Origin of the sequence: Sphingopyxis chilensis, assembly GCF_035930445.1 — a bacterium.
Classification (GTDB): Bacteria; Pseudomonadota; Alphaproteobacteria; order Sphingomonadales; family Sphingomonadaceae; genus Sphingopyxis; species Sphingopyxis chilensis.
Window position 1 is genome coordinate 1950428 of sequence record NZ_CP142394.1, and the last position, 22035, is coordinate 1972462.

Here is a 22035-nt window from a genome sequence, read left to right on the forward strand (position 1 = left end):
GCTGGAATCGCGGGGCGTTCTGTCATAGTGTCGTCGCCGGATCGACAGAGGAGCAAGACGAAGTGGGAATCCTGCGTACGATCATCTGGGTTTTGCTGACCGCCGTGCTCGTCATCTTTGCGATGGCGAACTGGCAAGTTGTCACCGTTACCATCTGGCCGGGCTGGGAAGCGGAGACGAAACTTCCCGTCGTCATCTTTGCTTCCTTTCTGATCGGCAGCGTTCCCATGTGGATCGCGCTGCGCACGACGCGTTGGTCGCTGAAGCGCCGCCTCGATGCAAGCGAGCGGCAGGCGGCGGACCTCCGCGCGCTCGCCAACCGGCCTGTGGCGCCCGCGCCCGCAACCACGCCGGTGAACGACATCCCGCCCGCCCCTACCGACCTCTTCTCGACGGACAAGCCATGACCTCGCCGCTTTACCTCGCCATCGACACGACACACCTCGACGCCGCGCTTACGCTCGCGCAAAAGGTGCGGCGCCATGTCGGCGGGTTGAAGCTGGGCCTCGAATTCTTCTGCGCCAACGGTCATCACGGGGTGCACGAGATGGCGAAGCTCGGCCTGCCGATCTTCCTCGACCTCAAGCTCCACGATATCCCGAATACGGTTGCGAAAGCGATTCAGGCGCTGCGTCCGCTCGAACCGGCGGTGCTCACCGTTCACGCCGCCGGCGGCCGTGCGATGCTCGAAGAAGCGAAGGCAGTGGCCGGCGCTAATACAAAGGTCGTCGCCGTCACCGTGCTCACCAGCCTCGATGCGCCCGATCTCGACGATATCGGTATCGGCGGCACCCCGCACGACCAGGTCGTCCGCCTTGCCGCGCTCGCGCGCGAAGCCGGGCTCGACGGCATCGTCTGCTCGGGCCAGGAGGTGAAAGCGGCGCGCAAGGCGTGGCCCGGCGGCTATTTCGTCGTCCCCGGCGTCCGCCCGGCGAACGGCAAGATGGGCGATCAGAAGCGGATCGTTACGCCGGCACAGGCGATGTCGGACGGCGCCTCGATCCTCGTCGTCGGCCGCCCGATCAGCCAGTCCGAAGACCCCGATCTCGCCGCGCGCGAAATCGAAGCGACGCTTTAGAAACAGCCGTCATCCCGGCGCAGGCCGGGATCTCCACGATGCGCTCAGCCGCAACGGCGAGACCCCGGCCTGCGCCGGGATGACGACAGGATAGGATGACCATGCCCCCTCTCGTCAAAATCTGCGGGCTCAAGACGCCCGAAACGGTCGATGCCGCCATTCGCCATGGCGCCACGCATATCGGCCTTGTCCATTATGAGCCGAGCCCCCGCCACGTCGACCTCAAGACCGCAGCGGAACTTCGCAAGCGCGCCGGGCCGCAGGTCAAAGTGGCTTTGTTGCTCGTCAACGCCTCGCAGCAGCTGACGGGCGATGCGCTTGGCAAGGTCCGCCCCGATATCATCCAATTCCACGGCAGCGAGACGCCCGAATGGCTGGCAGTGGTGAAACGTCTCGCGCCGGCCGAAATCTGGAAAGCCGTGGGGCTGAAGGATGCCGAAACACTCACGCGGATGCAGAAATATCGCGGGATCGCCGATCGCATCCTGTTCGACGCGCCCGCGGCTGCGCTGCCCGGCGGCACCGGCACGCGCTTCGACTGGTCGCTGCTCAAGAATCATCGCCACAGCATGGATTGGGGCATCGCGGGCGGCCTGACCCCCGACAATGTCGCGCAGGCGATTGCCGAAACGGGCGCGCCGCTCGTCGACGTCTCGTCGGGTGTCGAAAGCGCGCCGGGCGTGAAGGATGTGGACAAGATCGCCGCTTTCCTTAAAGCGACCGGTCGATGACCCAGCTTCCCAACAGTCTTCGCACCGGGCCGGACGAACGCGGCCATTTCGGCCAGTTCGGCGGCCGCTATGTCGCCGAAACGCTGATGCCGCTGATCCTCGACCTCGAACGCCACTATCGCGCCGCGCAGGCCGACCCGGCGTTCAAGGCCGAGTTCGACGATCTGCTCAAAAACTATGTCGGCCGCCCCAGCCCGCTGTGGTTCGCAAAGCGGCTGACCGACCATCTGGGCGGCGCGAAGATTTATCTGAAGCGCGAGGATCTCAACCACACCGGCGCCCACAAGATCAACAATTGCATCGGCCAGATTCTGCTCGCCAAGCGCATGGGCAAGACCAAGATCATCGCCGAGACCGGCGCGGGCCAGCATGGCGTCGCGACCGCGACCGTCGCGGCGCTGTTCGGCCTGCCCTGCACCATCTTCATGGGCGCGGTCGATGTTGCGCGGCAACAGCCGAACGTGTTTCGCATGAAGCTGCTCGGCGCCGAAGTCGTCGCGGTCGAGAGCGGTGCGAAGACGCTCAAGGATGCGATGAACGAGGCGCTGCGCCACTGGGTCGCGAACGTCCACGACACCTTCTACATCATCGGCACCGTCGCCGGCCCGCACCCCTATCCCGAGCTCGTCCGCGATTTCCAGTCGGTGATCGGCAACGAAGCACGCGCGCAGATACTGGAAGCCGAAGGCCGCCTCCCCGACATGCTGATCGCCCCCGTCGGCGGCGGATCGAACGCGATCGGCCTGTTCCATCCCTTCCTCGACGACGCCGATGTCGAGATCGTGGGCGTCGAAGCCGCGGGCGAAGGGCTCGAAGGCAAGCATGCCGCCAGCCTCGCGGGCGGCAAACCCGGTATCCTCCACGGCAACAAGACCTATCTGCTCCAGGACGCGGACGGCCAGATCACCGAGGCGCACAGCATCTCGGCGGGCCTCGACTATCCGGGCATCGGCCCGGAGCACAGCTGGCTGCACGACATCGGCCGCGTCCGCTACGAACCCGTCACCGATGAAGAGGCGCTGGCGAGCTTCCAGAAGCTGACCAAGCTCGAAGGCATCATCCCCGCGCTCGAAAGCGCGCACGCCATCGCCGCCGCCGAACGCATCGCGCCGACGCTGGGCAAGGACAAGATCATCATCGTCAATTGCTCGGGCCGGGGGGACAAGGATATTGCGACGGTCGCGGACGCGCTGGAGGTGACGCTGTGACCCGCTTCGCCGCCACCTTCGCCCAACCACGCCCCGCCCTTGTCGCATTCATCACCGCGGGCGACGGCGACACCGCCGCGAACCTCGACGCGCTCGTCGCGGGAGGCGCCGATGTGATCGAGCTTGGCATGCCCTTCACCGATCCGATGGCCGACGGCCCCGCGATCCAGCAAGCAAACCTGCGCAGCCTCGCCAAGGGCACGACCACCGCCGACATCTTCGCGGTCGCCGCCGCCTTCCGCCAGCGCCACCCCGACACCCCGCTCGTCCTGATGGGCTACGCGAATCCGATGACGATCCGCGGCGGTGACTGGTTCGCGGCCGAATGTGCCAAGGCGGGCGTCGATGGCGTCATCTGCGTCGACATTCCCGCCGAGGAGGACCCCGAACTCGGCCCAGCGCTCCGCGCCGCCGGCGTCGACCTGATCCGCCTCGCCACCCCGACCACCGACACCGCGCGTCTGCCCGCCGTCCTCGAAGGGGCGGGCGGCTTCCTCTACTATGTCAGCGTCGCCGGGATCACCGGGCTCCAGCAGGCGGCCCAAACGAGCATCGACGAAGCCGTTGCGCGGCTCAAGGCCGCGACCGACCTCCCCGTCGCGGTCGGCTTCGGTGTCCGCACCCCCGAACAGGCCGCGCAGATCGCGCGCGTTGCCGATGGCGTCGTCGTCGGATCGGCCTTTATCGACATCATCGCCGAACATGGCGACGCTGCAGCGCCGCACGTCGAAGCCTTCACCCGTTCGCTCGCCGATGCTATCCACGGCGCAAAGGAGATCGCCGCATGAGCTGGCTCGACCGCGTTCGCAACGCCCTGCCCTTCACCGCCAAGCGCGATACCGCCGACAATCTCTGGCACAAATGCCGTCAGTGTCAGCAGATGGTGTTCGTCAAGGAATGGGAAGACAATCTCAACGTCTGCCCGCGCTGCGACCATCACGACCGCATCGGCGCGGCCGAGCGTTTCGCTCAGTTGTTCGACGGCGGGCTGCACGAGATGATTGCGGCCCCTGCGGCACCCGAAGATCCGCTGAAATTCCGCGACACCAAAAAATATGTCGACCGCATCAAGGCGGCGCGCGCGCAGACCGGCGACCGCGACGCCTATCAGAACGCGTTCGGCCGCATTTCTGGCCAGGGCGTCGTGATCGGCGTGCAGGATTTTGCCTTCATGGGCGGGTCGATGGGCGTCGCGGTCGGCGAAGCGTTCGTCGCCGGCGTCGAGAACGCGATCAAGCGCGGCGTCCCCTATATCGCGATTACCGCCGCAGGAGGCGCGCGGATGCAGGAAGGCACGCTGTCGCTGATGCAGATGCCGCGCGCGACGGTCGCACTCGCGCGCCTGCGCCGTGCGGGCCTTCCCTATATCGTGCTGCTGACCGACCCGACCACCGGCGGCGTCACCGCCAGCTATGCGATGCTCGGCGATGTGCAGATTAGCGAACCCAAGGCGCTGATCGGCTTTGCCGGCCAGCGCGTGATCGAGAATACGATCCGAGAAAAACTGCCCGAAGGCTTCCAGCGCGCCGAATATCTGCTCGACCACGGGATGATCGACATGGTCGTGCATCGCAAGGAGCTGCCCGCGACGCTGGCCCGGTTGATCGGCTATCTGGCGCCTGAGAAGGCGGCATAGCTCCAAGGAAAATACTCTCGATCCCCGCTCGTACCGAGTTTGTCGAAGCACCGTTCCTCTTCTTGCAGCGTCAAAAGAAGAATGCGGCCCTTCGACAAGCTCAGGGCGAACGGTGTTTGGATAGGCTGAACCATTCGCCATGGCCGACCACGCCCACAGCTCCGACCCTGCCGTCCAGACCCAGCTCGACCGTCTCGCGGGACTCTCGCCGGGCCGCGACATCCTCGGGCTCGAACGCATCGCGGAGCTCTGCACACGGCTCGGAAACCCGCAGCTCCAGCTCCCGCGCACCTTCCATGTCGCAGGCACGAATGGCAAAGGATCCACCTGCGCTTACCTTCGCGCCATCCTCGAAGCACAGGGGCGCAAGGTGCACAGCTACACCAGCCCCCACTTGGTCCGCTTCAACGAACGTATCCGCCTCGCCGGAACGCTGATCGACGACGCATTGCTCGCGGCGCTGCTCGAGGAGGTGCTCGACGAGGCCACCGATCTGCACGCGAGCTTTTTCGAAGTCACCACCGCCGCCGCCTTCCTCGCCTTTGCGCGCATCCCCGCCGACGACTGCATCATCGAGGTCGGCCTCGGCGGTCGTCTCGACGCGACCAACATCATCCCGCCGCCCGCAGTCGCCGGCATCGCCTCGCTGGGTATCGACCACGAAGCCTTCCTGCTCGCGTCCGAAGCCGGGACGCCCGACGATCCGGCGACGCGCATCGCGTGGGAAAAAGCCGGGATCATCAAACCCGATACGCCGGTGGCAACCTTCGCCTATCCGTCCCTCGTGCAAGGCACCATCGCCGCCAAGGTCGCCTCGGTCGGAGCCACGCTTTTTCCCGAAGGCGACGGCTGGACGGTCGAGGCCGATGGCAATGGCTTTCGCTGGACATCGAAACTGGGCTCGGTCGACCGGATACTGCGGTCACGCATGGCGGGCGCGCACCAGATGCGCAACGCGGGGCTTGCCATCGCGATGCTGCGCCTCGCGCCCGGTCCACAGCCGAGCGACGACGCGATCGCGCGGGGTGTCGCGGAAGCCTTCTGGCCGGGCCGGATGCAGCGTCTGGACTCGGGCCCGCTCACCGACCTGCTTCCTGACAACACGGAAATCTGGCTCGACGGCGCGCACAATGTCGACGCGGGCCTTGCGCTGGCGCGCCAGTTCGCGGGCGAGGCGCGGCGCATCCACCTGATCACCGGCATGCTCGCGAACAAGGACCCCGCCGCGATCGTCGCGCCGCTGGCCGATCGCCTCGCGAGCCTGACCGCCGTTCCCGTTCCGGGGCACGAGCATCATGGCGCCGAAGCCTTCGGCGCCGGGGCAAAAGCCGCCATGTCGGTCGCCGAAGCGCTGCGCGGCCTCGACGTCGATCCGGCAAGCGATATCGTCCTGATTGCCGGTTCGCTTTATCTCGCCGGCGAAGTGCTCAGCGCGAACCGGCAGTTTCCGGACTGACGGCCTGAGGCGACGCCTCGGGTATCTCGACCTCGCCCGCCGTTCCGATCGAGCGATCGACCAGCCCCGAGCGCATCATCCACCAGAAGATCAGAATGCCCGGCACCGCGAGCGCGGTCGTCAGCAGGTAAAAATCGACATAGCCGAACTGTTCGATCAGCTTGCCCGCGCTGGTCCCGGTCAGGAAGCGCCCGAGGATGCTCGCCGCGGCAGAGAAAAGCGCGAAATGGGTCGCGGTGAAGCGCAGGTCGGCGAGCGCCGACAGATAGGCGACGACACAGACGCCGCCGATCCCGCTCGCGAAATTCTCGAACCCGATCGCACCGGCCATGCCCCAATTGCTGTGTCCGGCGGCGGCCAGGCCGGCAAAGCTGAAATTCGAAATCGCCATCAGGACAAGGCTGAGCAGCACCGACCGCTTCATGCCGAACCGGGCATAGATGATACCGCCGACGAACACCCCGGCGAGCAGCGCCCAGAAGCCGAGACCGACGTCGTAGAAGGCAATCTCGTCGTTGGTATAGCCCAGATCCTCGAACAACAGGCGGAAGGTCAGATTGGCGAGCGTGTCGCCGATCTTGTGGAGCAGCAGGAAGAAGAGGATCAGGATCGCCCCCTCGCGCGAGAAAAACTCCGCGAGCGGCCCGACCGCGCCCTTGTCGGGCGCCTGGCCTTCGCGTGACCTGGTCGGCAGGGCGACCAGCGCTGCGATAACGAGCGCGCCGACGGCCAGCACGACGCCGAGCAGCGTCGCGCCGACATAGGCGGCGATCGTGCCCCAATCGGTCGCCAGCACCGCGACGAGCGCCAGCGCGGGCAGCGCGATGATCCAGTTCACCTGTCCGCTCCATCCGATATCGCGCGCGCGGCGGGCGGAGAGGTCGAACAGCGGGAACAGATAGCCGACGAGCACCATCAGCGTGAGGATGTCGACATCGAGCCATTGATCGACCTGCCGCGCGACGAGGAAGGCGATCGGGAAACTGAGGATGAAGATCGCATAATAGGCGCGCGACAGATAGGCCGGCCAATGACGCTCGATCTTGCGTTCGGGTTCGCCCATCACCAGCCCGGTGATGATCGCGGGCAGGACCAGCGCCGCGCACACCATGTAGGCGACACCCCAGCCCGCGCGTTCGGCAACGACCAGGGCCATTGCGCCCGCCACCGCGGCGCCAATGCGCCAGCCATATTGCGACATCCCAGATCCGGTCCCCAACTGCTCGGGCGCGAGCAGTTCGATGCGATAGGCGTCGATAACGATATCGAAGGTCGCGCCAGCCAGTCCCACCGAGATCGCGGCCAGCGCCACGACCGCGAGCGACGCCTTGGGGTCGAGGTTGCCCAGCACCGTGACCGCGAGGAAGACCAGCGCGCCGACGAGGATCAGCCACGACCGCCGCTGGCCGATTCGGCCGAGGATCGGGATACGGAAGCGGTCGATCGCCGGCGCCCACGCCCATTTGAGGTTATACGCCAGGAAGGTCAGCGCGAAAGCCGTGACCGACGATTTCTCGATGCCGTCCTGCGCGAGGCGCGTCGTCAGCGTCGCGCCGATCATTGCGAACGGGAAACCCGACGATATGCCGAGGAACAGGGCGGCAAGCGGCGCGGGCTCGAGATAGGGGCGCAAACTGTCGCGCCAGCCCTTCGGTGCCGGCATCGCCGCATTTGTCGACATGATATTCCCCTTTGCCGCGTGCCGATCGGTCATCGCCGATTGTAGCAACGGCCTAAAGCCTCGGGGGCAAATTGGAAGCGGCTAAATCGCCGCCGATCCGCCCCGCCCTGTCGGCTCGCCGCATCTCATGCGGTGGCGGGGCGCCAGTAGGTCGTCAGGCCGCTCACCTTGCGCGGCGCCTCATTCTTGCAAATCATCGTTTCGAGCGCCTTCAGCGCCGAAATCAGCGCCGAAGCGCTGTGCGGCTTGCCGAGGCATGCCATCGCGATCTCGCTTGCGTCGGCGGGGCATTGTCCGGTCACCAGCAGCACCGCGATGCCGCGGTCGCGCGCCAACCGCGCGACTTCACGTCCGGTCATGTGGCCCGCCAGGCCAAGATCGAGCACCAGCGCGTCGACCGGTTCGGCCGCCATCACCGCTACCGCCGCCTCGCCCGAATCGACCGTTGCGACGACCTGATACCCGCCGTGCTTCAGCGTATGCTCATTGTCGAAAGCGGTCAGCGGATCATCCTCGATGATCAGCAACCGCTTGATGCAGGTCGGGCGGGACGCGAAGAGCATGTTTACTCCCTTTGACATTGCCATGACTCGCTGCGCGTCATCCCGCAAGATCGCTTCTGCTTGCCATCGACGAAGCGGGTCTTTTGCGGCTATGGGCGTGTTCACGACGCAACACTATTCTCCTTCGAGAACGACAAGAAAGCCAAATCCGTTCCGATGCCACCCCCCCGACCGCCCCGCTCGACGCCTCGCTCCGCCGCAGATCGCGACGCCCCGAAAGGCCGCCGCGCCGCGCGGGGCGCCGTTTCGGCGCTCAAGACCAAGCCGGCCGAAGAGCAGGAGGAAGGGCCGCAGCGCATCGCCAAGCTGCTCGCGCGCGCCGGCGTCGGATCGCGGCGCGACGTCGAACGGATGATCGAGGAAGGCCGCATCGCGCTGAATGGCGAGGTCATCGCCCAGCCCGCTCCGCTCCTCTCCACGCTTGAAGGCTTGACGGTCGATGGCAATCCGGTCGCGAAACCCGTTTCGACGCGCCTCTATCGTTTCCACAAGCCTGCGGGCTGCCTTACCGCCGCGCGCGATCCCAAGGGCCGCAAGACGATCTACGATCTCTTGCCCAAGGGCCTGCCGCGACTGATGCCCGTCGGCCGCCTCGACTATAATACCGAGGGGCTGCTGCTGCTCACCAACGATGGCGAGTTCAAGCGCCAGCTCGAACTGCCCGCGAGCGGGGTCGAGCGTACCTATCGCGCGCGCGCTTTCGGCGACATCAGCCAGGCGCAGCTTGAGGAGCTGGCGATGGGGATCGAGATCGATGGCGTTCGCTATGGCAAGATCGACGCCAATCTCGAACGCCGCACGGGTCGCAATCAGTGGATCGAAATGACGCTGACCGAGGGCAAGAACCGCGAGGTCCGCCGCGTGCTCGAACATTTCGGGCTGCAGGTCAGCCGCCTGATACGCACGCGCTACGGCCAGTTCACGCTCGAAGGGCTCGATATGGGCGCGGCCGAGGTCGTACCGCGCGACGAGCTGTTCCAGTTCCGGCGGCGGATGAAATAGGATGCGCGTTATTTCCGGCGAATGGCGCGGCCGCAAGCTGCTCGCGCCCAGGAACGACGCCACGAGGCCCACCGCCGACCGCACGCGCGAAACGCTTTTCTCGATGCTCGCGAGCCGCCTCGGCAGCTTTGAAGGGCTGTACGTCGCCGATCTGTTCGCGGGCTCGGGCGCGCTCGGGATCGAGGCTTTGTCGCGGGGCGCCGAACAATGCCTGTTCGCCGAACAGGATCGCGACGCGCTCGACGCACTGCGCAAGAATCTCGGCGCGCTCGGCGCCATGCCGCGCGCCGACATTCGTGCCGGGTCCGTGCTCGCGCTGGGGCCCGCGCGGCGTAGCTACGACCTGCTCCTGCTCGACGCGCCCTATGGCACCGGCGCCGGCAGCGTTGCGCTCGACAAGCTGGGCCGCCTGGGCTGGATCGGACCCGACAGCTGGATCTCGATCGAGACCGGCGAGAAGGAAGCGGTCGAGGTCGCCGGCCTTGAAATCGACGCAGAGCGCAAGGTCGGCAAGGCGAAGCTGACGCTGCTCAGGCTGGCGTAGCGATCCGCCGCACCATCAAGAGGCCCAGCCAGCTCACGATCCCGGCGAGCGCCAGATAATAGCCCACCGTTTCGGTCCCGCCGCGCTCCGCCAGCGCCTGCGCGACGATCGGCGCCATCGCACCGCCAAGGATACCGCCCGCGTTGAATGCCACCGACGCTCCCGTATAACGAACGCGCACCGGGAAGAGCCCGGTCAGCCAGCTTCCGAGCGGGCCATAGACCAGCCCCATCACGAACAGCGCCGCGGCCAATCCGAGGAAGATCAGCGACCAGCTTCCCGACGCGAGCGACGGCCCGAACAGGAAACCGATCAGGATCGTCGCGCCGCATCCCCAGGTCAGCACGCGTTGCGCGCTCGACGCGTCGCTCCAGTATCCGGCCGCGATTATACCGATCGCCATGAACAGGATCGCGCCGAGCTGGATCAACAGGAATTGCTCCTTCGGATAGCCGAGCGCCGTTGTCCCGTGCGCGAGCGCAAAGCTCGTCGCGAGATAGAAGATCGCGAAGCAGGCGACGACGGCGAAGGTTCCCGCAAGCGTCGCAACCAGATGGTGCCGAAACAGCTCCCCAAGCGGCACCGCGACCGGTGCCTCCTCGGCGACAGCCTTGGCGAAGGCCGGTGTCTCGCCGATCTTCAATCGCACCCACAAGCCAAGCCCGACGAGCACCGCCGACAGCAGGAACGGGATGCGCCAGCCCCACGCGGCGAAGTCGGGATCGCTCAGCCCCAGGCCCAGTAGCAGGAACAGGCCATTCGCGGCGATGAAGCCGACAGGGGCGCCCAATTGCGGAAACATGCCGAAACGCGATTTCCATCCCGGCGGCGCATTCTCGACCGCGAGCAATGCCGCGCCGCCCCACTCGCCGCCGAGACCGAAGCCCTGTCCAAAGCGCAGGATGCACAGCAGCAGCGGCGCCACCCAGCCCACCATCGCATAGGTCGGCAGGAAGGCGATGAGCAAGGTCGAGGCGCCCATCAGCATCAGCGAGGCCACCAGCGTCGACTTGCGCCCGATCCGGTCGCCATAATGGCCGAAGACGATCGCCCCCACGGGCCGCGCGAAAAAGGCGAGCCCGAAGGTCATGAAGCTGTACATCAGCTGCGCCGAAGCCGAGCTTTCAGGAAAGAAGAGCGGCCCGAACACGAGCGCCGCCGCGGTTCCATAGATATAGAAATCATAGAATTCGACCGCGGTGCCGACGAGGCTCGCGGTCAGGATACGGCGATGTTGCCGATAGGGTGCCAGATCCACGGCCGATGCCCCTCCCCATTGCTGTCGGCGACGCTTTGGGCGCGCGCCCTCTCCGGCGCAAGCGGGAATGCGAAGCGTCAGCGGCCTCGCGGCGCAAGTTGCGCGCGCAGACGCAGCAATTCACGCTCGGGAACCCTCGACAGCGACGCTGCGGGCTTGCCCTTGCGCAGGCGTTCGCGATCCTTCTCCGATGGTTCGACGCGTCGCACGCGCACCGGCGCATGCCCCTGCGCCTTCATGCCGAGTTGCTCGGCCGCACCGCTCGACAGGTCGATGATCCGGCCGAGCGCGAAGGGCCCGCGATCATTGACGCGGACAATGATCCGCCGCCCGCTGTCGAGCGCGGTCACCTCGACATAGGTCGGCAGCGGCAATGTCGTATGCGCTGCCGTGATCCAGCCGGGCCGGAACTTCTCGCCATTGGCGGTGCGATTCCCCGACTCGCTGCCGTACCAGCTCGCATAGCCGAGCGCGTCATAGGCGGGCGCGGCGGCAGGTACATAGGTCGTACCGCGGATCGTATAGGCGGGCCCGATCCGCACCGGCGCATCGGCAACGGGACGGTAATTGCCGCCAGCACAGGCGGAGAGAGCGAGAACGGCCAGTGTCGTTCCGGCCAGTTTCATTGTGGGATTTCGCTGCATCGCGGGACCGTAGATGCGGCACACGACGAGATAAAGCGTGAATGGCGGCCTTGTGGGGTGGTGAGCGGACGTTGACCTTCTCCCCTCCCGCAAGCGGGAGGGGAGACGAATGTCAACTTCCGGTCGAAAACTGACGTTCCGTTGGCGAAACACTTACCCGCACGTTACAACGGCGCGTATGACCGACTTTCGTTTTCAGCAGCCCGGTATTGTCGGCGCAGGCCGGGTCGCGCAGGCGCTTGCTCTTGCGCTGGGACCACATGCGAGCGCATCGCCGATGATGTGGGGTCGCTCACCCGAAAAGGCGGGCGGCGCGGCGGAGGGCGTCGGCGCCCTTGCGGAACCCGACCTCGACCGCCTGATCGCCGAATGCGACGTCGTCGCGGTCGCCGTCGCCGACGATGCGCTGGAAAAAATCGTGCCGGGTATCGCGGCGGCGCTGCCGGCGGATCGCAGCGTCATGATCTTTCACGTCAGCGGGCGAAGCGGCGCGGCGATCCTGGAACCGCTTCGCCTCATCGGCGCCCGGACCGCCGCGATCCACCCGGCAATGACCTTCACCGGCGACCCGCAGGCCGAGGTGCGGCGCATGACCGGCGCGCGCTTCGCGATCACCGGCTCGACGAGCGAGGCCACCGGACAAGCCCAACGCATCGTCGCGCTGTTCGGCGGCATCGCGGTCGAAATCGCCGAGGACCGGCGGGCACTCTATCATGCGGCGCTCTGCCATGCGTCGAACCATCTCGTGACGCTGATCACGGGCGCAGCGAGCGCATTGGAGGATGCGGGGGTCGATGATCCCCCCGCTCTGCTTGCTCCGCTTGTACGCGCCGCGCTCGAAAACAGCCTCGCCCTGGGTTTCGCGGGATTGTCGGGGCCGTTACTGCGCGGCGACGCGCACACGATCGGCGGGCATCTCGAAACGCTCCGGGTGCAGAGCCCCGACCTTTTGCCCGCCTATCGCGCGATGGCACGGGCAACGCTCGGCGAATTGAAACGACACGGAAGCACGCCACCGGCCCGCCTCACCGCACTGGACAGCCTGCTCGCTGTTCCCTAATCGTTCGCGCGTGAACGATACCCCCGCCTCGCTGCCCGACCTGCCCCCACCCGACCCGTCGGACCCACCCTATCTGCAAGGCTTGAACGGTCCGCAGCGGCAGGCGGTGCTGACCACCGAAGGCCCCGTGCTGATGCTCGCGGGGGCGGGCACGGGCAAAACCGCCGCGCTCACCGCGCGCCTCGCGCATATTATCGCGACGCGGCGGGCATGGCCGTCCGAAATCCTCGCGGTGACCTTTACCAACAAGGCCGCGCGCGAGATGCGCGAGCGCATCGGGCGGATGATCGGCGACGCGGTCGAGGGTATGCCCTGGCTCGGCACCTTTCACAGCATCGCGGCGAAGATGCTGCGCCGCCACGCCGAGCTCGTCGGGCTGCAGAGCAATTTCACGATCCTCGACACCGACGACCAGCTGCGCGTGCTGAAACAGCTTATCCAGGCCGAAGGGCTCGACGAGAAGCGCTGGCCCGCACGCCAACTCGCCGGGCTGATCGACAAATGGAAGAATCGCGGGCTCACGCCCGCCGATCTCGATGCGTCCGACAAGGAAGCCTATGCCGACGGCAAGGGGCAGCATTTCTACGCACTCTATCAGGCGCGGCTGAAGACGCTCAACGCCTGCGATTTCGGCGACCTCTTGCTCCACATGCTCGTGATCCTGAAGACGCACCGCGACGTGCTGGAGCAATATCAGCAGCGTTTCAAATATGTCCTCGTCGACGAATATCAGGACACCAACGCCAGCCAGTATCTCTGGCTCCGCCTGCTCGCGCAGGCGCGCAAGAATATCTGCTGCGTCGGCGACGACGACCAGTCGATCTATTCGTGGCGCGGCGCCGAGGTCGCGAACATCCTGCGCTTCGAAAAGGACTTCCCCGGCGCGACGGTGATCCGCCTCGAACAGAATTATCGCTCGACGCCGCAGATACTTGCTGCCGCGTCGGCGCTGATCGCGCAGAACAGCGGCCGCCTCGGCAAGACGCTGTGGACCGAGCTCGACGCGGGCGACAAGGTTCGGGTGGTCGGCGTGTGGGACGGGCCCGAGGAAGCGCGGCGGATCGGCGAGGAGCTGGAGACGCTCCAGCATCGCAAGGTCAGTCTCGATCGCGCCGCGATCCTTGTCCGTGCGCAGTTCCAGACGCGCGAGTTCGAGGACCGTTTCATCGCGATCGGAATGCCGTACCGCATCGTCGGCGGTTTCCGCTTTTATGAGCGCGCCGAAATCCGCGATGCGCTCGCCTATCTCCGGCTCATCCAGTCGAGCGCCGACGACCTGGCGTTCGAACGCATCGTCAACGTTCCGAAGCGCGGGCTCGGTGACAAGGCGCTCGCGCGGATCCACCAGTTCGCGCGGGCCGAGCGCGTGCCGCTGTTTCAAGCCGCGTCGCGGATCACCGAAACCGACGAGCTGACCCCGCAGGCGCGCCGCCAGCTCGCCAATTTCATCGCGGTGATGCGGAACTGGCAGGGCAAGGCGAACGCGCTGCCGCATCCCGAGCTCACCCAGCTCATCCTCGACGAATCGGGCTATACGGCGATGCTGCAGGCCGATCGCAGCGCCGATGCCGCGGGGCGGCTCGAAAATCTCTCCGAACTCGTTCGCGCGATGGAAGAATATGAATCGCTCGAAGCCTTTCTCGAGCATGTCAGCCTCGTCATGGACCGCGACAATGACGACCAGACCGAGACGGTGACGATCATGACGATCCACGCGGCGAAGGGCCTCGAATTCGATCATGTCTTCCTCGCAGGGTGGGAGGATGGCGTGTTCCCGTCGCAGCGGTCGATGGACGAAGGCGGCACTGCGAGCCTCGAGGAAGAACGCCGCCTCGCCTATGTCGCGATCACCCGCGCCCGCCAGCGCGCGAGCATCTATCACGCCGCCAACCGCCGCATCTATGGCCAGTGGATGAGCAGCATCCCCAGCCGCTTCATCGGCGAAATCCCGCCCGAGCATGTCGATAGCGAAAACAGTTTCGGCGGCGGGCAGAGCCTGTGGCGAGCCAACTGGTCGGCACAGGGCGATCCCTTCGCGCATGTCGCCGAGCGTCAGCCGGCCCGCACGATGACGCGCGGCCCGGCATGGCAGCGCGCGCTAGCAATCTCCACGACCGCCACCCGCGCCCCTGCCCCCTCCGAGCGGGGACCCGCCGCCTCGGTCGGCGCCAAGGCGCGATCGGATCTCGCGATCGGAATGCGCGTTTTCCATGAGAAGTTCGGTTACGGCGAAATCATCGATATCGACGGCAACAAGCTCGAAGTCGAATTCGATCAGGCTGGCAGCAAGCGGGTTCTCGACAGTTTCGTAAAGCTCGCCTGATCCATATTGTCTACTCAATCAATTATGATATGAAATCACATGTGATCCGAGTCGCATGTTGGGAGAGATTTCATGAAAACCAAGCTCTTAGCGGGCGCGATGGCGCTCGCCCTGGTCGGCTGTTCGGAAAAACCCGCCGAACCGCTCGATGCTCCCGCCTATGACATGGCACCCGGCGACGCCGCCGAAACGGCGTCGACGCAGGCAATCCCGGCGCCAGCCGCGATGCGCCCGCCCAACGTCGCAGTCACATCGGCGCCCGGGGTCGCCTTCAACTACGCCTATGCCTTCCGCCTCGACGACAATCGCATTGCAAAGATGCAAGAGGAACATGCCGCCGCATGCGAAGCCCTCGGCACCACGCGCTGCCGCATCACCGGCATGACCTATCGCCTCGTCCGCGAAGATGAAGTGGAGGCGCAGCTGCTGTTCAAGCTCGACCCCGCCATCGCGCGCAAGTTCGGGCGCGACGCGATCGGCAGCGTCGAAAAGGCGGAAGGGGTGCTGGCGGAGGCGCGAATCAGTGGCGAGGATGTAGGAACGCAGATCGGCGAATCACAGCGCCGCAGCGCCGATATCGGTGCCGAAATCGCCCGGCTGGAGGCGCGGCTGAAGCAAGGCGGCCTCGGCGACCGCGAGCGCACCGAATTGCAGCAACAAATTTCCGCGATGCGGCGGCAGCTCGACGGCGAGCGCGATACGCGCCGCGCCGGCGAAGCGATGCTTGCGACCACGCCGATGCAGTTCGACTATGTCAGCACCGGCGGGCTGCCGGGCATCGGTTACGGCAATCCGTTCAGCGACGCGCTGAACATGCTGATCCGTAGCGGCAGCGTGATGCTGTCGTTCCTCCTCGTCGTCGGGGCGGCGGTTCTGCCATGGGCCGCGCTATTCCTGTTACTGCTCGCGGGATGGCGCACGGCGGCCGCGCTCGCGATCCGGAAATGGCTGCGCGGAGCCTCCAAAACTGCCACCGCGCCGGCGCCGCCGGTCGACTGAGACCCGGGCGCGCGCTTGCAAAGGTCCGGCGCCCCGTTATGGCAAAGGCCATGACGGGGCAGACGACATGGCTGGATCAGGCGCGCGACGCGCACCGCCGCGGCGACGTTGCCGCCGAAACGGCCATACTCGACGCCACGATCCGCGCCGACCGCGGCAATATCCCCGCATTGCTCGCGATGGCGGAGCTCAAGCGCCGCCTTGCCGACGATCGCGCGGCGGGCAGCTATTACCGCCTCGCGCTGGGCACCGCGGCGCAGGCGCGCGGCGTTCCGCCGTCACTTCACCCGGGCCTCCAGCGCGCCGAGCAATTCCTCGCGGAGACCGACCGCGCCTTTGCCGATCATCTGCTCGGCCAGTTGCGCGGTGCGGGTATCGACACCGGAAACGCCACGCCGCGTGTAGCCGAAGCGCTCAGGATGCTCGCCGGCGAGCAACCGCTCTATGTGCAACAGCCGAGCATGTTCTATTTTCCCGGTCTCGCCCAACGACCCTTTTTCGAACGGTCCGATTTCGGCTGGGTCGATGCGGTCGAGGCCGCGACCGACGCGATCCGCGCCGAGCTGCTGGCGATGGTTGACGGCGCGGCCGATCCGTTCGGTCCCTATGTTACCGCCAGCCCCGACCGGCCGCCGCCGAACAACCCGCTGCTCGACAAGCCCGGCTGGGGCGCGGCATGGCTCTGGAAGGATGGCGCGGTCGCCGACGGCATGGCGGCGCTTTGCCCCGCCGCCCTCGCCGCGCTGGAACTCGCGCCGCAACCCGTGATCCCCGGGCGCGCGCCGATCGCGCTCTTTTCGCGCCTCACCCCCGGCACGCATATCCAGCCGCACCACGGCATGCTCAACACGCGGCTTATCTGCCATCTGCCGCTGATCGTGCCCGACGACTGTGGCCTGCGCGTCGGCGCCGAAACGCGCAGCTGGCGCGAAGGGGAGCTTCTGATTTTCGACGACAGTTTCGAGCATGAGGCGTGGAACCGCGGAACCAGTGACCGCACCATCCTGCTGTTCGAAATCTGGCGTCCCGATATCGATGCCGACGAGCGCGAACAATTGACGCGTATCTTCGCGGCGATCGACACATATGGCGAACAATAGACCAAGGGGACAGGAAGACGATGATCAATCCGGGCATGGACGCCGATATCTACGAAGCCTTCATCGAGCAGCTGCGACGCTATGTCCGCGAGCGGCTGATCCCGGCCGAAAACCAGCTCGAAGAGCTCGGCCGCGTCCCCGACGATATCCTTGCCGAAATGCGCGAGATGGGACTGTTCGGCGTGACGATGCCCGAGGAGTTTGGCGGCGCGGGCATGAACGTCGGCCAATATGTCGGCTTCATCCGCGAACTCGCCTATGCCTCGCCCGCCTACCGCTCGATCGTTTCGATCAACATCGGGATGGTGTGCAAATCGATCGTCGGTTTCGGCACCGACCAGCAAAAGGCGCATTGGCTGCCCCGCCTCGCGGGCGGCGCGATCGCGGCCTTTGGGCTTACGGAGCCCGACAGCGGGTCGGACAGCGCGGCGATGAAGACGCGCGCGGTGCGCGACGGCAACGGCTACGTCCTGAACGGCACCAAGCGCTACATCACCAACGCACCCTTCGCCGACGTCATCCTCGTCATGGCGCGCACCAATGCGGAGGCGCTGCCCAAGAATGCGCATGTCAGCGCCTTCCTCGTCCCCCGCGACGCGCCGGGTGTGTCGATCGGCAAGCCCGATGGCAAGATGGGTCAGGCGGGATCGCAGATCGCCGACGTGATCCTCGAGGATGTGCATGTCGATGGCGATGCGCTGCTCGGCGGCGAGGAAGGCATCGGCTTCCGCGCGGCGATGCAGAGCCTCGACAACGGCCGCCTGTCGGTCGCCGCAGCGAGCGTCGGCTATGCCAAACGTATGCTCGACGTCGGCCTTCAATATGCGATGGAGCGCAAGGCATTCGGCGAACCCATCGCCAATTTCCAGCTGATCCAGGCGATGCTCGCCGACAGCAAGGCCGAAATCTATGCCGCCGACTGCATGCTGAACGACGCCTGCGCGCGCGCCGATCGGGGCGAGAAGATATTGGTCGAGGCGGCGGCGACCAAGATGTTCGCCAGCGAAATGTGCGGACGCGTCGCCGATCGCGTCGTCCAGATTCACGGCGGCGCCGGCTATCTCAAGGAATATCTGGCCGAACGCTTCTATCGCGACTGCCGCATTTACCGCATTTATGAAGGGACGACACAGATCCAGCAGCTAGTGATCGCAAAGAATATGATTCGGGATTATGTCGGTTAAGGGCTAACGGCACCGGCCCGCTCCCCCACCCGGCCTCCCATAGGCTGCCATCATCGGGGAGGCCGGGTGGGGAAGCGGGCCGGTGCCGACGAAACGGGAGGAAGTCGCTGGTGGAGCCGAGGGGAATCGAACCCCTGACCTCTGCAGTGCGATTGCAGCGCTCTCCCATCTGAGCTACGGCCCCGCGACCGGCGGGGTCTTAACGGCACTGTCCGGCAGTGGCAACGGCTTTTCTGAGCTTTGTCGTCGCCGCGAAGTTTTTTTGAGGAATGGGGGGATTCCGATGAAAGCCTGGCACCTGACCGGTCGTCCGCAGGGACTGCCGACGATCGACAATTTCGCGCTCCGTGACCTTCCTGAGGCTGCTCTCGAAAAAGACCAGCTTCGCTTGCGCAACCTCTGGCTCTCGGTCGACCCCTATATGCGCGGGCGGATGAATGACGCCAAAAGCTATGCGGCGAGTTTCCAGCTGGACCAGCCGATGACCGGCGGCGCGATCGGCGAAGTCGTCGAAAGCCGGATCGAGGGCTTTGCCCCCGGCGACCTCATCCTCCACATGGGCGGCTGGCGCGAAGGCGGCATCATCGGTCTCGACATGATGCCCAACAAGCTGCCCGCCGACCTGCTTGCCGCAGGCCTGCCGCCGCAGACCTTCCTGCACAATATGGGATTGACGGGCGGTACGGCCTGGATTGGCCTGCTGCGCGTCGCGGCGGCGAAACCCGGCGATACCGTCTTCGTCTCGGCGGCCGCGGGCGCGGTCGGTTCGGCAGTAGTCCAGATCGCCAAGGCGCGCGAGATGACGGTCGTCGGCTCGGCCGGCGGCGCGGAAAAATGCGGCTGGGTGACCGAACTCGGCGCCGATGCGGTGGTCGATTACAAGGCGGGTCCGGTGTTGGCTCAGCTGGCCGCCGCGCTCGAACGGCTCGGCAAATCGGGCATCGACGTTTATTTCGACAATGTCGGTGGCGAACATCTCGACGCGGCATTTGCGACCGCGAATGATTTTGCGCGCTTCGCGATCTGCGGGATGATCGACGCCTATAATGACGCGAAGCCCCAGGAGATGAAATATCTCATCCGCACCATCCCCGCGCGCATCCGCTTGGAAGGCTTCATCTACACCGACCAGTTCATCGACTGCATGGAAGAATTCTACGCCGACATGGGTGGCCTGATCGCCAGCGGCGCGGTGACGATCCGCGAAACCGTCCACCAAGGGCTCGAGGCGGCGCCAGATGCCTTCCTCGGCCTGTTTTCAGGCGGCAATATCGGGAAGATGCTGGTTCGGTTGTAAAATAACCAGCGGTGGTAGCTGGCGGCGGATAGCTGCCATGACGGGATAGGGATCGTCCGCTCCCCCACCCCAAACCGCCATCAGGTCGAACCGAAGAGCCCTTCAGCTCAGCTGCCGAAACCCACCGACAAGAAATCGGGCATCGGGCCGTTCCAGCCATCGTCGGGGCCATCGTCATCGTCACGTCGTGTCCGCGGCGCCGGTTTCCGCTCGGGGTCTTTCTTCGGTGCCTCGCGCGGCTTTTCGGCAGCGCGCTTCGGCTCCTTCCCCGCTTTCGGGCTCGCGCGCCGTCCGCTGCGGCGCGGTTCGCGCCCTTCGGTGTCGCCTTCGCTCGCCGGGACGGGAGCGCCCCCGGCGCCGCCATCATGCACCGGAATCTGATAGCCGGTCAGCTTCTGGATATTGTCGACCGCCTCGTCGTCCGATGGCGTCACCAGCGTGAACGCGCGCCCCTGGGCGCCCGCGCGGCCAGTGCGGCCGATGCGATGGACATAATCGTCGGGATGCCACGGTGCATCGAAATTGAAGACGTGGCTGACACCCTTGACGTCGAGCCCGCGTGCCGCAACGTCCGACGCGACTAGAATATTGATCGTTCCCGCCTTGAACCGGTCGAGTTCGGCTGTGCGGCTCGACTGATCCATGTCACCCTGAATCTCGCCCGCCTTGTAGCCATAGCGCTGGAGCGATTTCGCCAGTTCGCGCACCGTGGTCTTGCGGTTGCAGAAGATGATCGCGGTACCGACTTCCTCCGCTTCGATCAGGTCGCGCAACGTATCGCGCTTGCCGCGTTCCGACGTCTTTACGAGGAACTGCTCGATATTCTCGTTCCGACTCGCCGGACGCGCGACCTCGATCGTCTTCGGGTTCGAGAGGAACTTGTCGGCCAGCTTCTTGATCGGTGGCGGCATCGTCGCCGAGAAGAGCAGCGTCTGCCGATTCGCCGGCAGCTTGGTGCAGATATTCTCAATGTCGGGGATGAAGCCCATGTCGAGCATCCGGTCCGCCTCGTCGATCACCAGCAGGTTGCAGCCGGTGAGCAGGATCTTGCCGCGCTCGAACAGGTCCATCAGGCGGCCCGGCGTCGCGATCAGGACATCGACGCCCTTTTCCAGCGCCTTGACCTGGTCGCCCATCTGCACGCCGCCAATCAGCAGCGCCATCGAAAGCTTGTGATATTTGCCGTATTTCTCGAAATTCTCGGCAACCTGCGCCGCGAGCTCGCGCGTCGGTTCGAGGATCAGCGAACGCGGCATCAGCGCGCGGGCGCGGCCGTGCGCGAGGATGTCGATCATCGGCAACACGAAGGAGGCCGTCTTGCCTGTCCCCGTCTGGGCGATGCCGATCATGTCGCGCATCATCAGAACCGAGGGGATCGCACCCGCCTGAATGGCGGTCGGTTCGGTATAGCCCGACTCGTTGATCGCGCGCAAAAGTTCTTCGGAAAGGCCGAGGTCGGCAAAATTCATGAGGCGATATGTCCGGAAATAAAAGGAGCGTGCCGCCTCCCACGCAGGCGGACGTTGCCGCGCCATTGGGCAAATAGCGGAGAAAAGTCAAGGAAAGGCCGAGAAAAACCCGATCAATCGTCGTCGTCGTGAACCGGGACCATCAGCCGGAACTTGTCGATCTCGCACCGCGCGCCGGTGCGCGCGTGAATCTCGTCGCGATCTTCGCAGAGTTTGCCATCCTTGCTGCCCTGCATGTAAAAGCCGGCATAGAAGTCGAGCGCGCGGCAGCCGCGATTGAGCTGCGCGCGCAATCTTTGCTTTTGCCGCGTGATCAGGTCGATACTATCGCGCTGGACCGCCTGCATTCCCATAATGTTGCGCATCGCGACGCATTTGGGCGCCTTTTTTTCTTTCCAGACGATCGGCAACTCGTTCACCCGCCGGGGCATCGACCGTTCCGCGGCGAAATTGTTGAGCTGCGAACGCTGGGCCGGAACGCGGATAATCAGCTGCTGCTCGATCACCACCTGCCAGAAAGACGAAGCCTGATCGACCGTCGGCGCGGAAATCGCCACCAGCGGCTCGGGCGCCGCCAGGGGGGGCGCCGCGTCGGCCGTCGGCGCGGCCGCCACGAACCATAGGAACGCCGCGGTCAGCACAGCCGCGCTGCCGCTCCCTTGGCGTCCTGACAGAAGATACTGCTCACCCTTGGCTCCCGCGTCCATGCCCCGCTGGACGAACAGATATGATTCGTCCATCGCCCCCTTTAACGAGGATGATTGAACATCAAATGAACTGTCGCCGCTCCATATTCCTTGGA

Annotated in this window: 21 protein-coding genes and 1 tRNA gene; 15 read left to right on the forward strand and 7 right to left on the reverse strand. The window is 65.6% G+C overall.

The features are described 5' to 3' along the window. The first annotated feature begins 62 nt into the window (after window positions 1–62). The 7 genes from VSX79_RS08820 (at window position 63) to VSX79_RS08850 (ending at window position 6109) form a co-directional block, all read left to right on the forward strand. A complete protein-coding gene (locus VSX79_RS08820) occupies window positions 63–407 on the forward strand; it encodes a lipopolysaccharide assembly protein LapA domain-containing protein (RefSeq protein WP_179496200.1) in 345 nt (114 codons plus the stop codon). Continuing rightward, a complete protein-coding gene (pyrF, locus tag VSX79_RS08825) occupies window positions 404–1078 on the forward strand; it encodes an orotidine-5'-phosphate decarboxylase (protein ID WP_179496198.1) in 675 nt (224 codons plus the stop codon). Before VSX79_RS08820 ends, pyrF begins: the two co-directional genes overlap by 4 nt. Before the next feature lie 101 nt (window positions 1079–1179). Beyond that, window positions 1180–1809, forward strand: coding sequence for a phosphoribosylanthranilate isomerase (locus tag VSX79_RS08830; protein ID WP_179497384.1), 630 nt, complete (start codon window positions 1180–1182; stop codon window positions 1807–1809). Continuing rightward, window positions 1806–3017: a tryptophan synthase subunit beta gene (gene trpB, locus VSX79_RS08835; RefSeq protein ID WP_179496196.1), complete on the forward strand. Its 1212-nt coding sequence runs from the start codon at window positions 1806–1808 to the stop codon at window positions 3015–3017. The genes VSX79_RS08830 and trpB overlap by 4 nt, the downstream gene beginning before the upstream one ends. After that, window positions 3014–3805: a tryptophan synthase subunit alpha gene (gene trpA, locus VSX79_RS08840; RefSeq protein WP_326915194.1), complete on the forward strand. Its 792-nt coding sequence runs from the start codon at window positions 3014–3016 to the stop codon at window positions 3803–3805. The genes trpB and trpA overlap by 4 nt, the downstream gene beginning before the upstream one ends. Next, a complete protein-coding gene (gene accD, locus VSX79_RS08845; protein ID WP_179496192.1) occupies window positions 3802–4653 on the forward strand; it encodes an acetyl-CoA carboxylase, carboxyltransferase subunit beta in 852 nt (283 codons plus the stop codon). The genes trpA and accD overlap by 4 nt, the downstream gene beginning before the upstream one ends. A 139-nt stretch (window positions 4654–4792) precedes the next feature. Then, complete coding sequence (locus VSX79_RS08850) at window positions 4793–6109, forward strand: bifunctional folylpolyglutamate synthase/dihydrofolate synthase (protein ID WP_326915195.1); 1317 nt, start codon at window positions 4793–4795, stop codon at window positions 6107–6109. On the opposite strand, the gene VSX79_RS08855 is transcribed toward VSX79_RS08850, so the two are convergent. Beyond that, a complete protein-coding gene (locus tag VSX79_RS08855) occupies window positions 6081–7790 on the reverse strand; it encodes an AmpG family muropeptide MFS transporter (protein WP_326915196.1) in 1710 nt (569 codons plus the stop codon). The genes VSX79_RS08850 and VSX79_RS08855 overlap by 29 nt on opposite strands. 125 nt (window positions 7791–7915) lie before the next feature. Next, window positions 7916–8353 (reverse strand): response regulator, encoded by a 438-nt coding sequence (locus VSX79_RS08860; RefSeq protein ID WP_179496188.1) that lies wholly within the window; start codon window positions 8351–8353, stop codon window positions 7916–7918. Window positions 8354–8509: 156 nt separating this feature from the next. On the opposite strand from VSX79_RS08860, the gene VSX79_RS08865 reads away from it, so the two are divergent. Together VSX79_RS08865 and rsmD are read left to right on the forward strand one after the other, a co-directional pair. After that, window positions 8510–9355, forward strand: a complete 846-nt coding sequence (locus VSX79_RS08865) for a pseudouridine synthase (RefSeq protein ID WP_179496186.1) — start codon at window positions 8510–8512, stop codon at window positions 9353–9355. A gap of 1 nt (window position 9356) precedes the next feature. Continuing rightward, a complete protein-coding gene (gene rsmD, locus VSX79_RS08870; protein WP_326915197.1) occupies window positions 9357–9899 on the forward strand; it encodes a 16S rRNA (guanine(966)-N(2))-methyltransferase RsmD in 543 nt (180 codons plus the stop codon). On the opposite strand, the gene VSX79_RS08875 is transcribed toward rsmD, so the two are convergent. Both VSX79_RS08875 and VSX79_RS08880 read right to left on the reverse strand, forming a co-directional pair. Next, window positions 9886–11151, reverse strand: coding sequence for an MFS transporter (locus VSX79_RS08875; RefSeq protein ID WP_326915241.1), 1266 nt, complete (start codon window positions 11149–11151; stop codon window positions 9886–9888). The genes rsmD and VSX79_RS08875 overlap by 14 nt on opposite strands. Window positions 11152–11234: 83 nt before the next feature. Then, window positions 11235–11783, reverse strand: coding sequence for a septal ring lytic transglycosylase RlpA family protein (locus VSX79_RS08880; protein WP_326915198.1), 549 nt, complete (start codon window positions 11781–11783; stop codon window positions 11235–11237). Between the two features lie 196 nt (window positions 11784–11979). Here VSX79_RS08880 and VSX79_RS08885 point away from each other — a divergent pair, with 196 nt between their 5' ends. From VSX79_RS08885 to VSX79_RS08905, 5 genes are all read left to right on the forward strand, one after another. Beyond that, the gene (locus VSX79_RS08885) at window positions 11980–12861 is read left to right on the forward strand and encodes a Rossmann-like and DUF2520 domain-containing protein (RefSeq protein WP_326915199.1); all 882 of its coding nucleotides are present in this window, start codon (window positions 11980–11982) and stop codon (window positions 12859–12861) included. 10 nt (window positions 12862–12871) lie between these two features. After that, window positions 12872–15184, forward strand: a complete 2313-nt coding sequence (locus VSX79_RS08890; RefSeq protein WP_326915200.1) for an ATP-dependent helicase — start codon at window positions 12872–12874, stop codon at window positions 15182–15184. Between the two features lie 72 nt (window positions 15185–15256). Then, window positions 15257–16183 (forward strand): DUF4349 domain-containing protein, encoded by a 927-nt coding sequence (locus VSX79_RS08895; protein WP_326915201.1) that lies wholly within the window; start codon window positions 15257–15259, stop codon window positions 16181–16183. Between the two features lie 50 nt (window positions 16184–16233). Further along, a complete protein-coding gene (locus VSX79_RS08900; RefSeq protein WP_257018117.1) occupies window positions 16234–17283 on the forward strand; it encodes an aspartyl/asparaginyl beta-hydroxylase domain-containing protein in 1050 nt (349 codons plus the stop codon). A 20-nt stretch (window positions 17284–17303) separates the two neighbouring features. Then, window positions 17304–18467, forward strand: a complete 1164-nt coding sequence (locus VSX79_RS08905; RefSeq protein WP_179496173.1) for an acyl-CoA dehydrogenase family protein — start codon at window positions 17304–17306, stop codon at window positions 18465–18467. A gap of 108 nt (window positions 18468–18575) precedes the next feature. On the opposite strand, the gene VSX79_RS08910 is transcribed toward VSX79_RS08905, so the two are convergent. After that, window positions 18576–18651 (reverse strand) — tRNA-Ala (locus VSX79_RS08910). A 99-nt stretch (window positions 18652–18750) separates the two neighbouring features. Between VSX79_RS08910 and VSX79_RS08915 the strand changes: the two genes are divergently transcribed. Further along, window positions 18751–19764 (forward strand): NADP-dependent oxidoreductase, encoded by a 1014-nt coding sequence (locus VSX79_RS08915; protein WP_326915202.1) that lies wholly within the window; start codon window positions 18751–18753, stop codon window positions 19762–19764. 107 nt (window positions 19765–19871) lie between these two features. Here the strand turns inward: VSX79_RS08915 and VSX79_RS08920 are convergent, their stop codons facing one another. Together VSX79_RS08920 and VSX79_RS08925 are read right to left on the reverse strand one after the other, a co-directional pair. Next, complete coding sequence (locus VSX79_RS08920; RefSeq protein WP_179496169.1) at window positions 19872–21233, reverse strand: DEAD/DEAH box helicase; 1362 nt, start codon at window positions 21231–21233, stop codon at window positions 19872–19874. A 113-nt stretch (window positions 21234–21346) separates the two neighbouring features. Beyond that, window positions 21347–21973, reverse strand: a complete 627-nt coding sequence (locus VSX79_RS08925; protein WP_326915203.1) for a hypothetical protein — start codon at window positions 21971–21973, stop codon at window positions 21347–21349. Between the last annotated feature and the right edge of the window lie 62 nt (window positions 21974–22035).

What these genes read in the sequence shown, in the direction of transcription:
- VSX79_RS08900 (WP_257018117.1), top strand. Translation starts at nt 16,234, where the DNA reads ATGACGGGGCAGACGACATGGCTGGATCAGGCGCGCGACGCGCACCGC.
- rsmD (WP_326915197.1), top strand. Translation starts at nt 9,357, where the DNA reads ATGCGCGTTATTTCCGGCGAATGGCGCGGCCGCAAGCTGCTCGCGCCC.
- accD (WP_179496192.1), top strand. Translation starts at nt 3,802, where the DNA reads ATGAGCTGGCTCGACCGCGTTCGCAACGCCCTGCCCTTCACCGCCAAG.
- VSX79_RS08830 (WP_179497384.1), top strand. Translation starts at nt 1,180, where the DNA reads ATGCCCCCTCTCGTCAAAATCTGCGGGCTCAAGACGCCCGAAACGGTC.
- VSX79_RS08895 (WP_326915201.1), top strand. Translation starts at nt 15,257, where the DNA reads ATGAAAACCAAGCTCTTAGCGGGCGCGATGGCGCTCGCCCTGGTCGGC.
- VSX79_RS08905 (WP_179496173.1), top strand. Translation starts at nt 17,304, where the DNA reads ATGATCAATCCGGGCATGGACGCCGATATCTACGAAGCCTTCATCGAG.
- VSX79_RS08920 (WP_179496169.1), bottom strand. Translation starts at nt 21,233, where the DNA reads ATGAATTTTGCCGACCTCGGCCTTTCCGAAGAACTTTTGCGCGCGATC.
- VSX79_RS08850 (WP_326915195.1), top strand. Translation starts at nt 4,793, where the DNA reads ATGGCCGACCACGCCCACAGCTCCGACCCTGCCGTCCAGACCCAGCTC.
- VSX79_RS08865 (WP_179496186.1), top strand. Translation starts at nt 8,510, where the DNA reads ATGCCACCCCCCCGACCGCCCCGCTCGACGCCTCGCTCCGCCGCAGAT.
- VSX79_RS08915 (WP_326915202.1), top strand. Translation starts at nt 18,751, where the DNA reads ATGAAAGCCTGGCACCTGACCGGTCGTCCGCAGGGACTGCCGACGATC.
- VSX79_RS08855 (WP_326915196.1), bottom strand. Translation starts at nt 7,790, where the DNA reads ATGTCGACAAATGCGGCGATGCCGGCACCGAAGGGCTGGCGCGACAGT.
- trpB (WP_179496196.1), top strand. Translation starts at nt 1,806, where the DNA reads ATGACCCAGCTTCCCAACAGTCTTCGCACCGGGCCGGACGAACGCGGC.
- VSX79_RS08925 (WP_326915203.1), bottom strand. Translation starts at nt 21,973, where the DNA reads ATGGACGAATCATATCTGTTCGTCCAGCGGGGCATGGACGCGGGAGCC.
- pyrF (WP_179496198.1), top strand. Translation starts at nt 404, where the DNA reads ATGACCTCGCCGCTTTACCTCGCCATCGACACGACACACCTCGACGCC.
- VSX79_RS08885 (WP_326915199.1), top strand. Translation starts at nt 11,980, where the DNA reads ATGACCGACTTTCGTTTTCAGCAGCCCGGTATTGTCGGCGCAGGCCGG.
- VSX79_RS08880 (WP_326915198.1), bottom strand. Translation starts at nt 11,783, where the DNA reads ATGAAACTGGCCGGAACGACACTGGCCGTTCTCGCTCTCTCCGCCTGT.
- VSX79_RS08860 (WP_179496188.1), bottom strand. Translation starts at nt 8,353, where the DNA reads ATGCTCTTCGCGTCCCGCCCGACCTGCATCAAGCGGTTGCTGATCATC.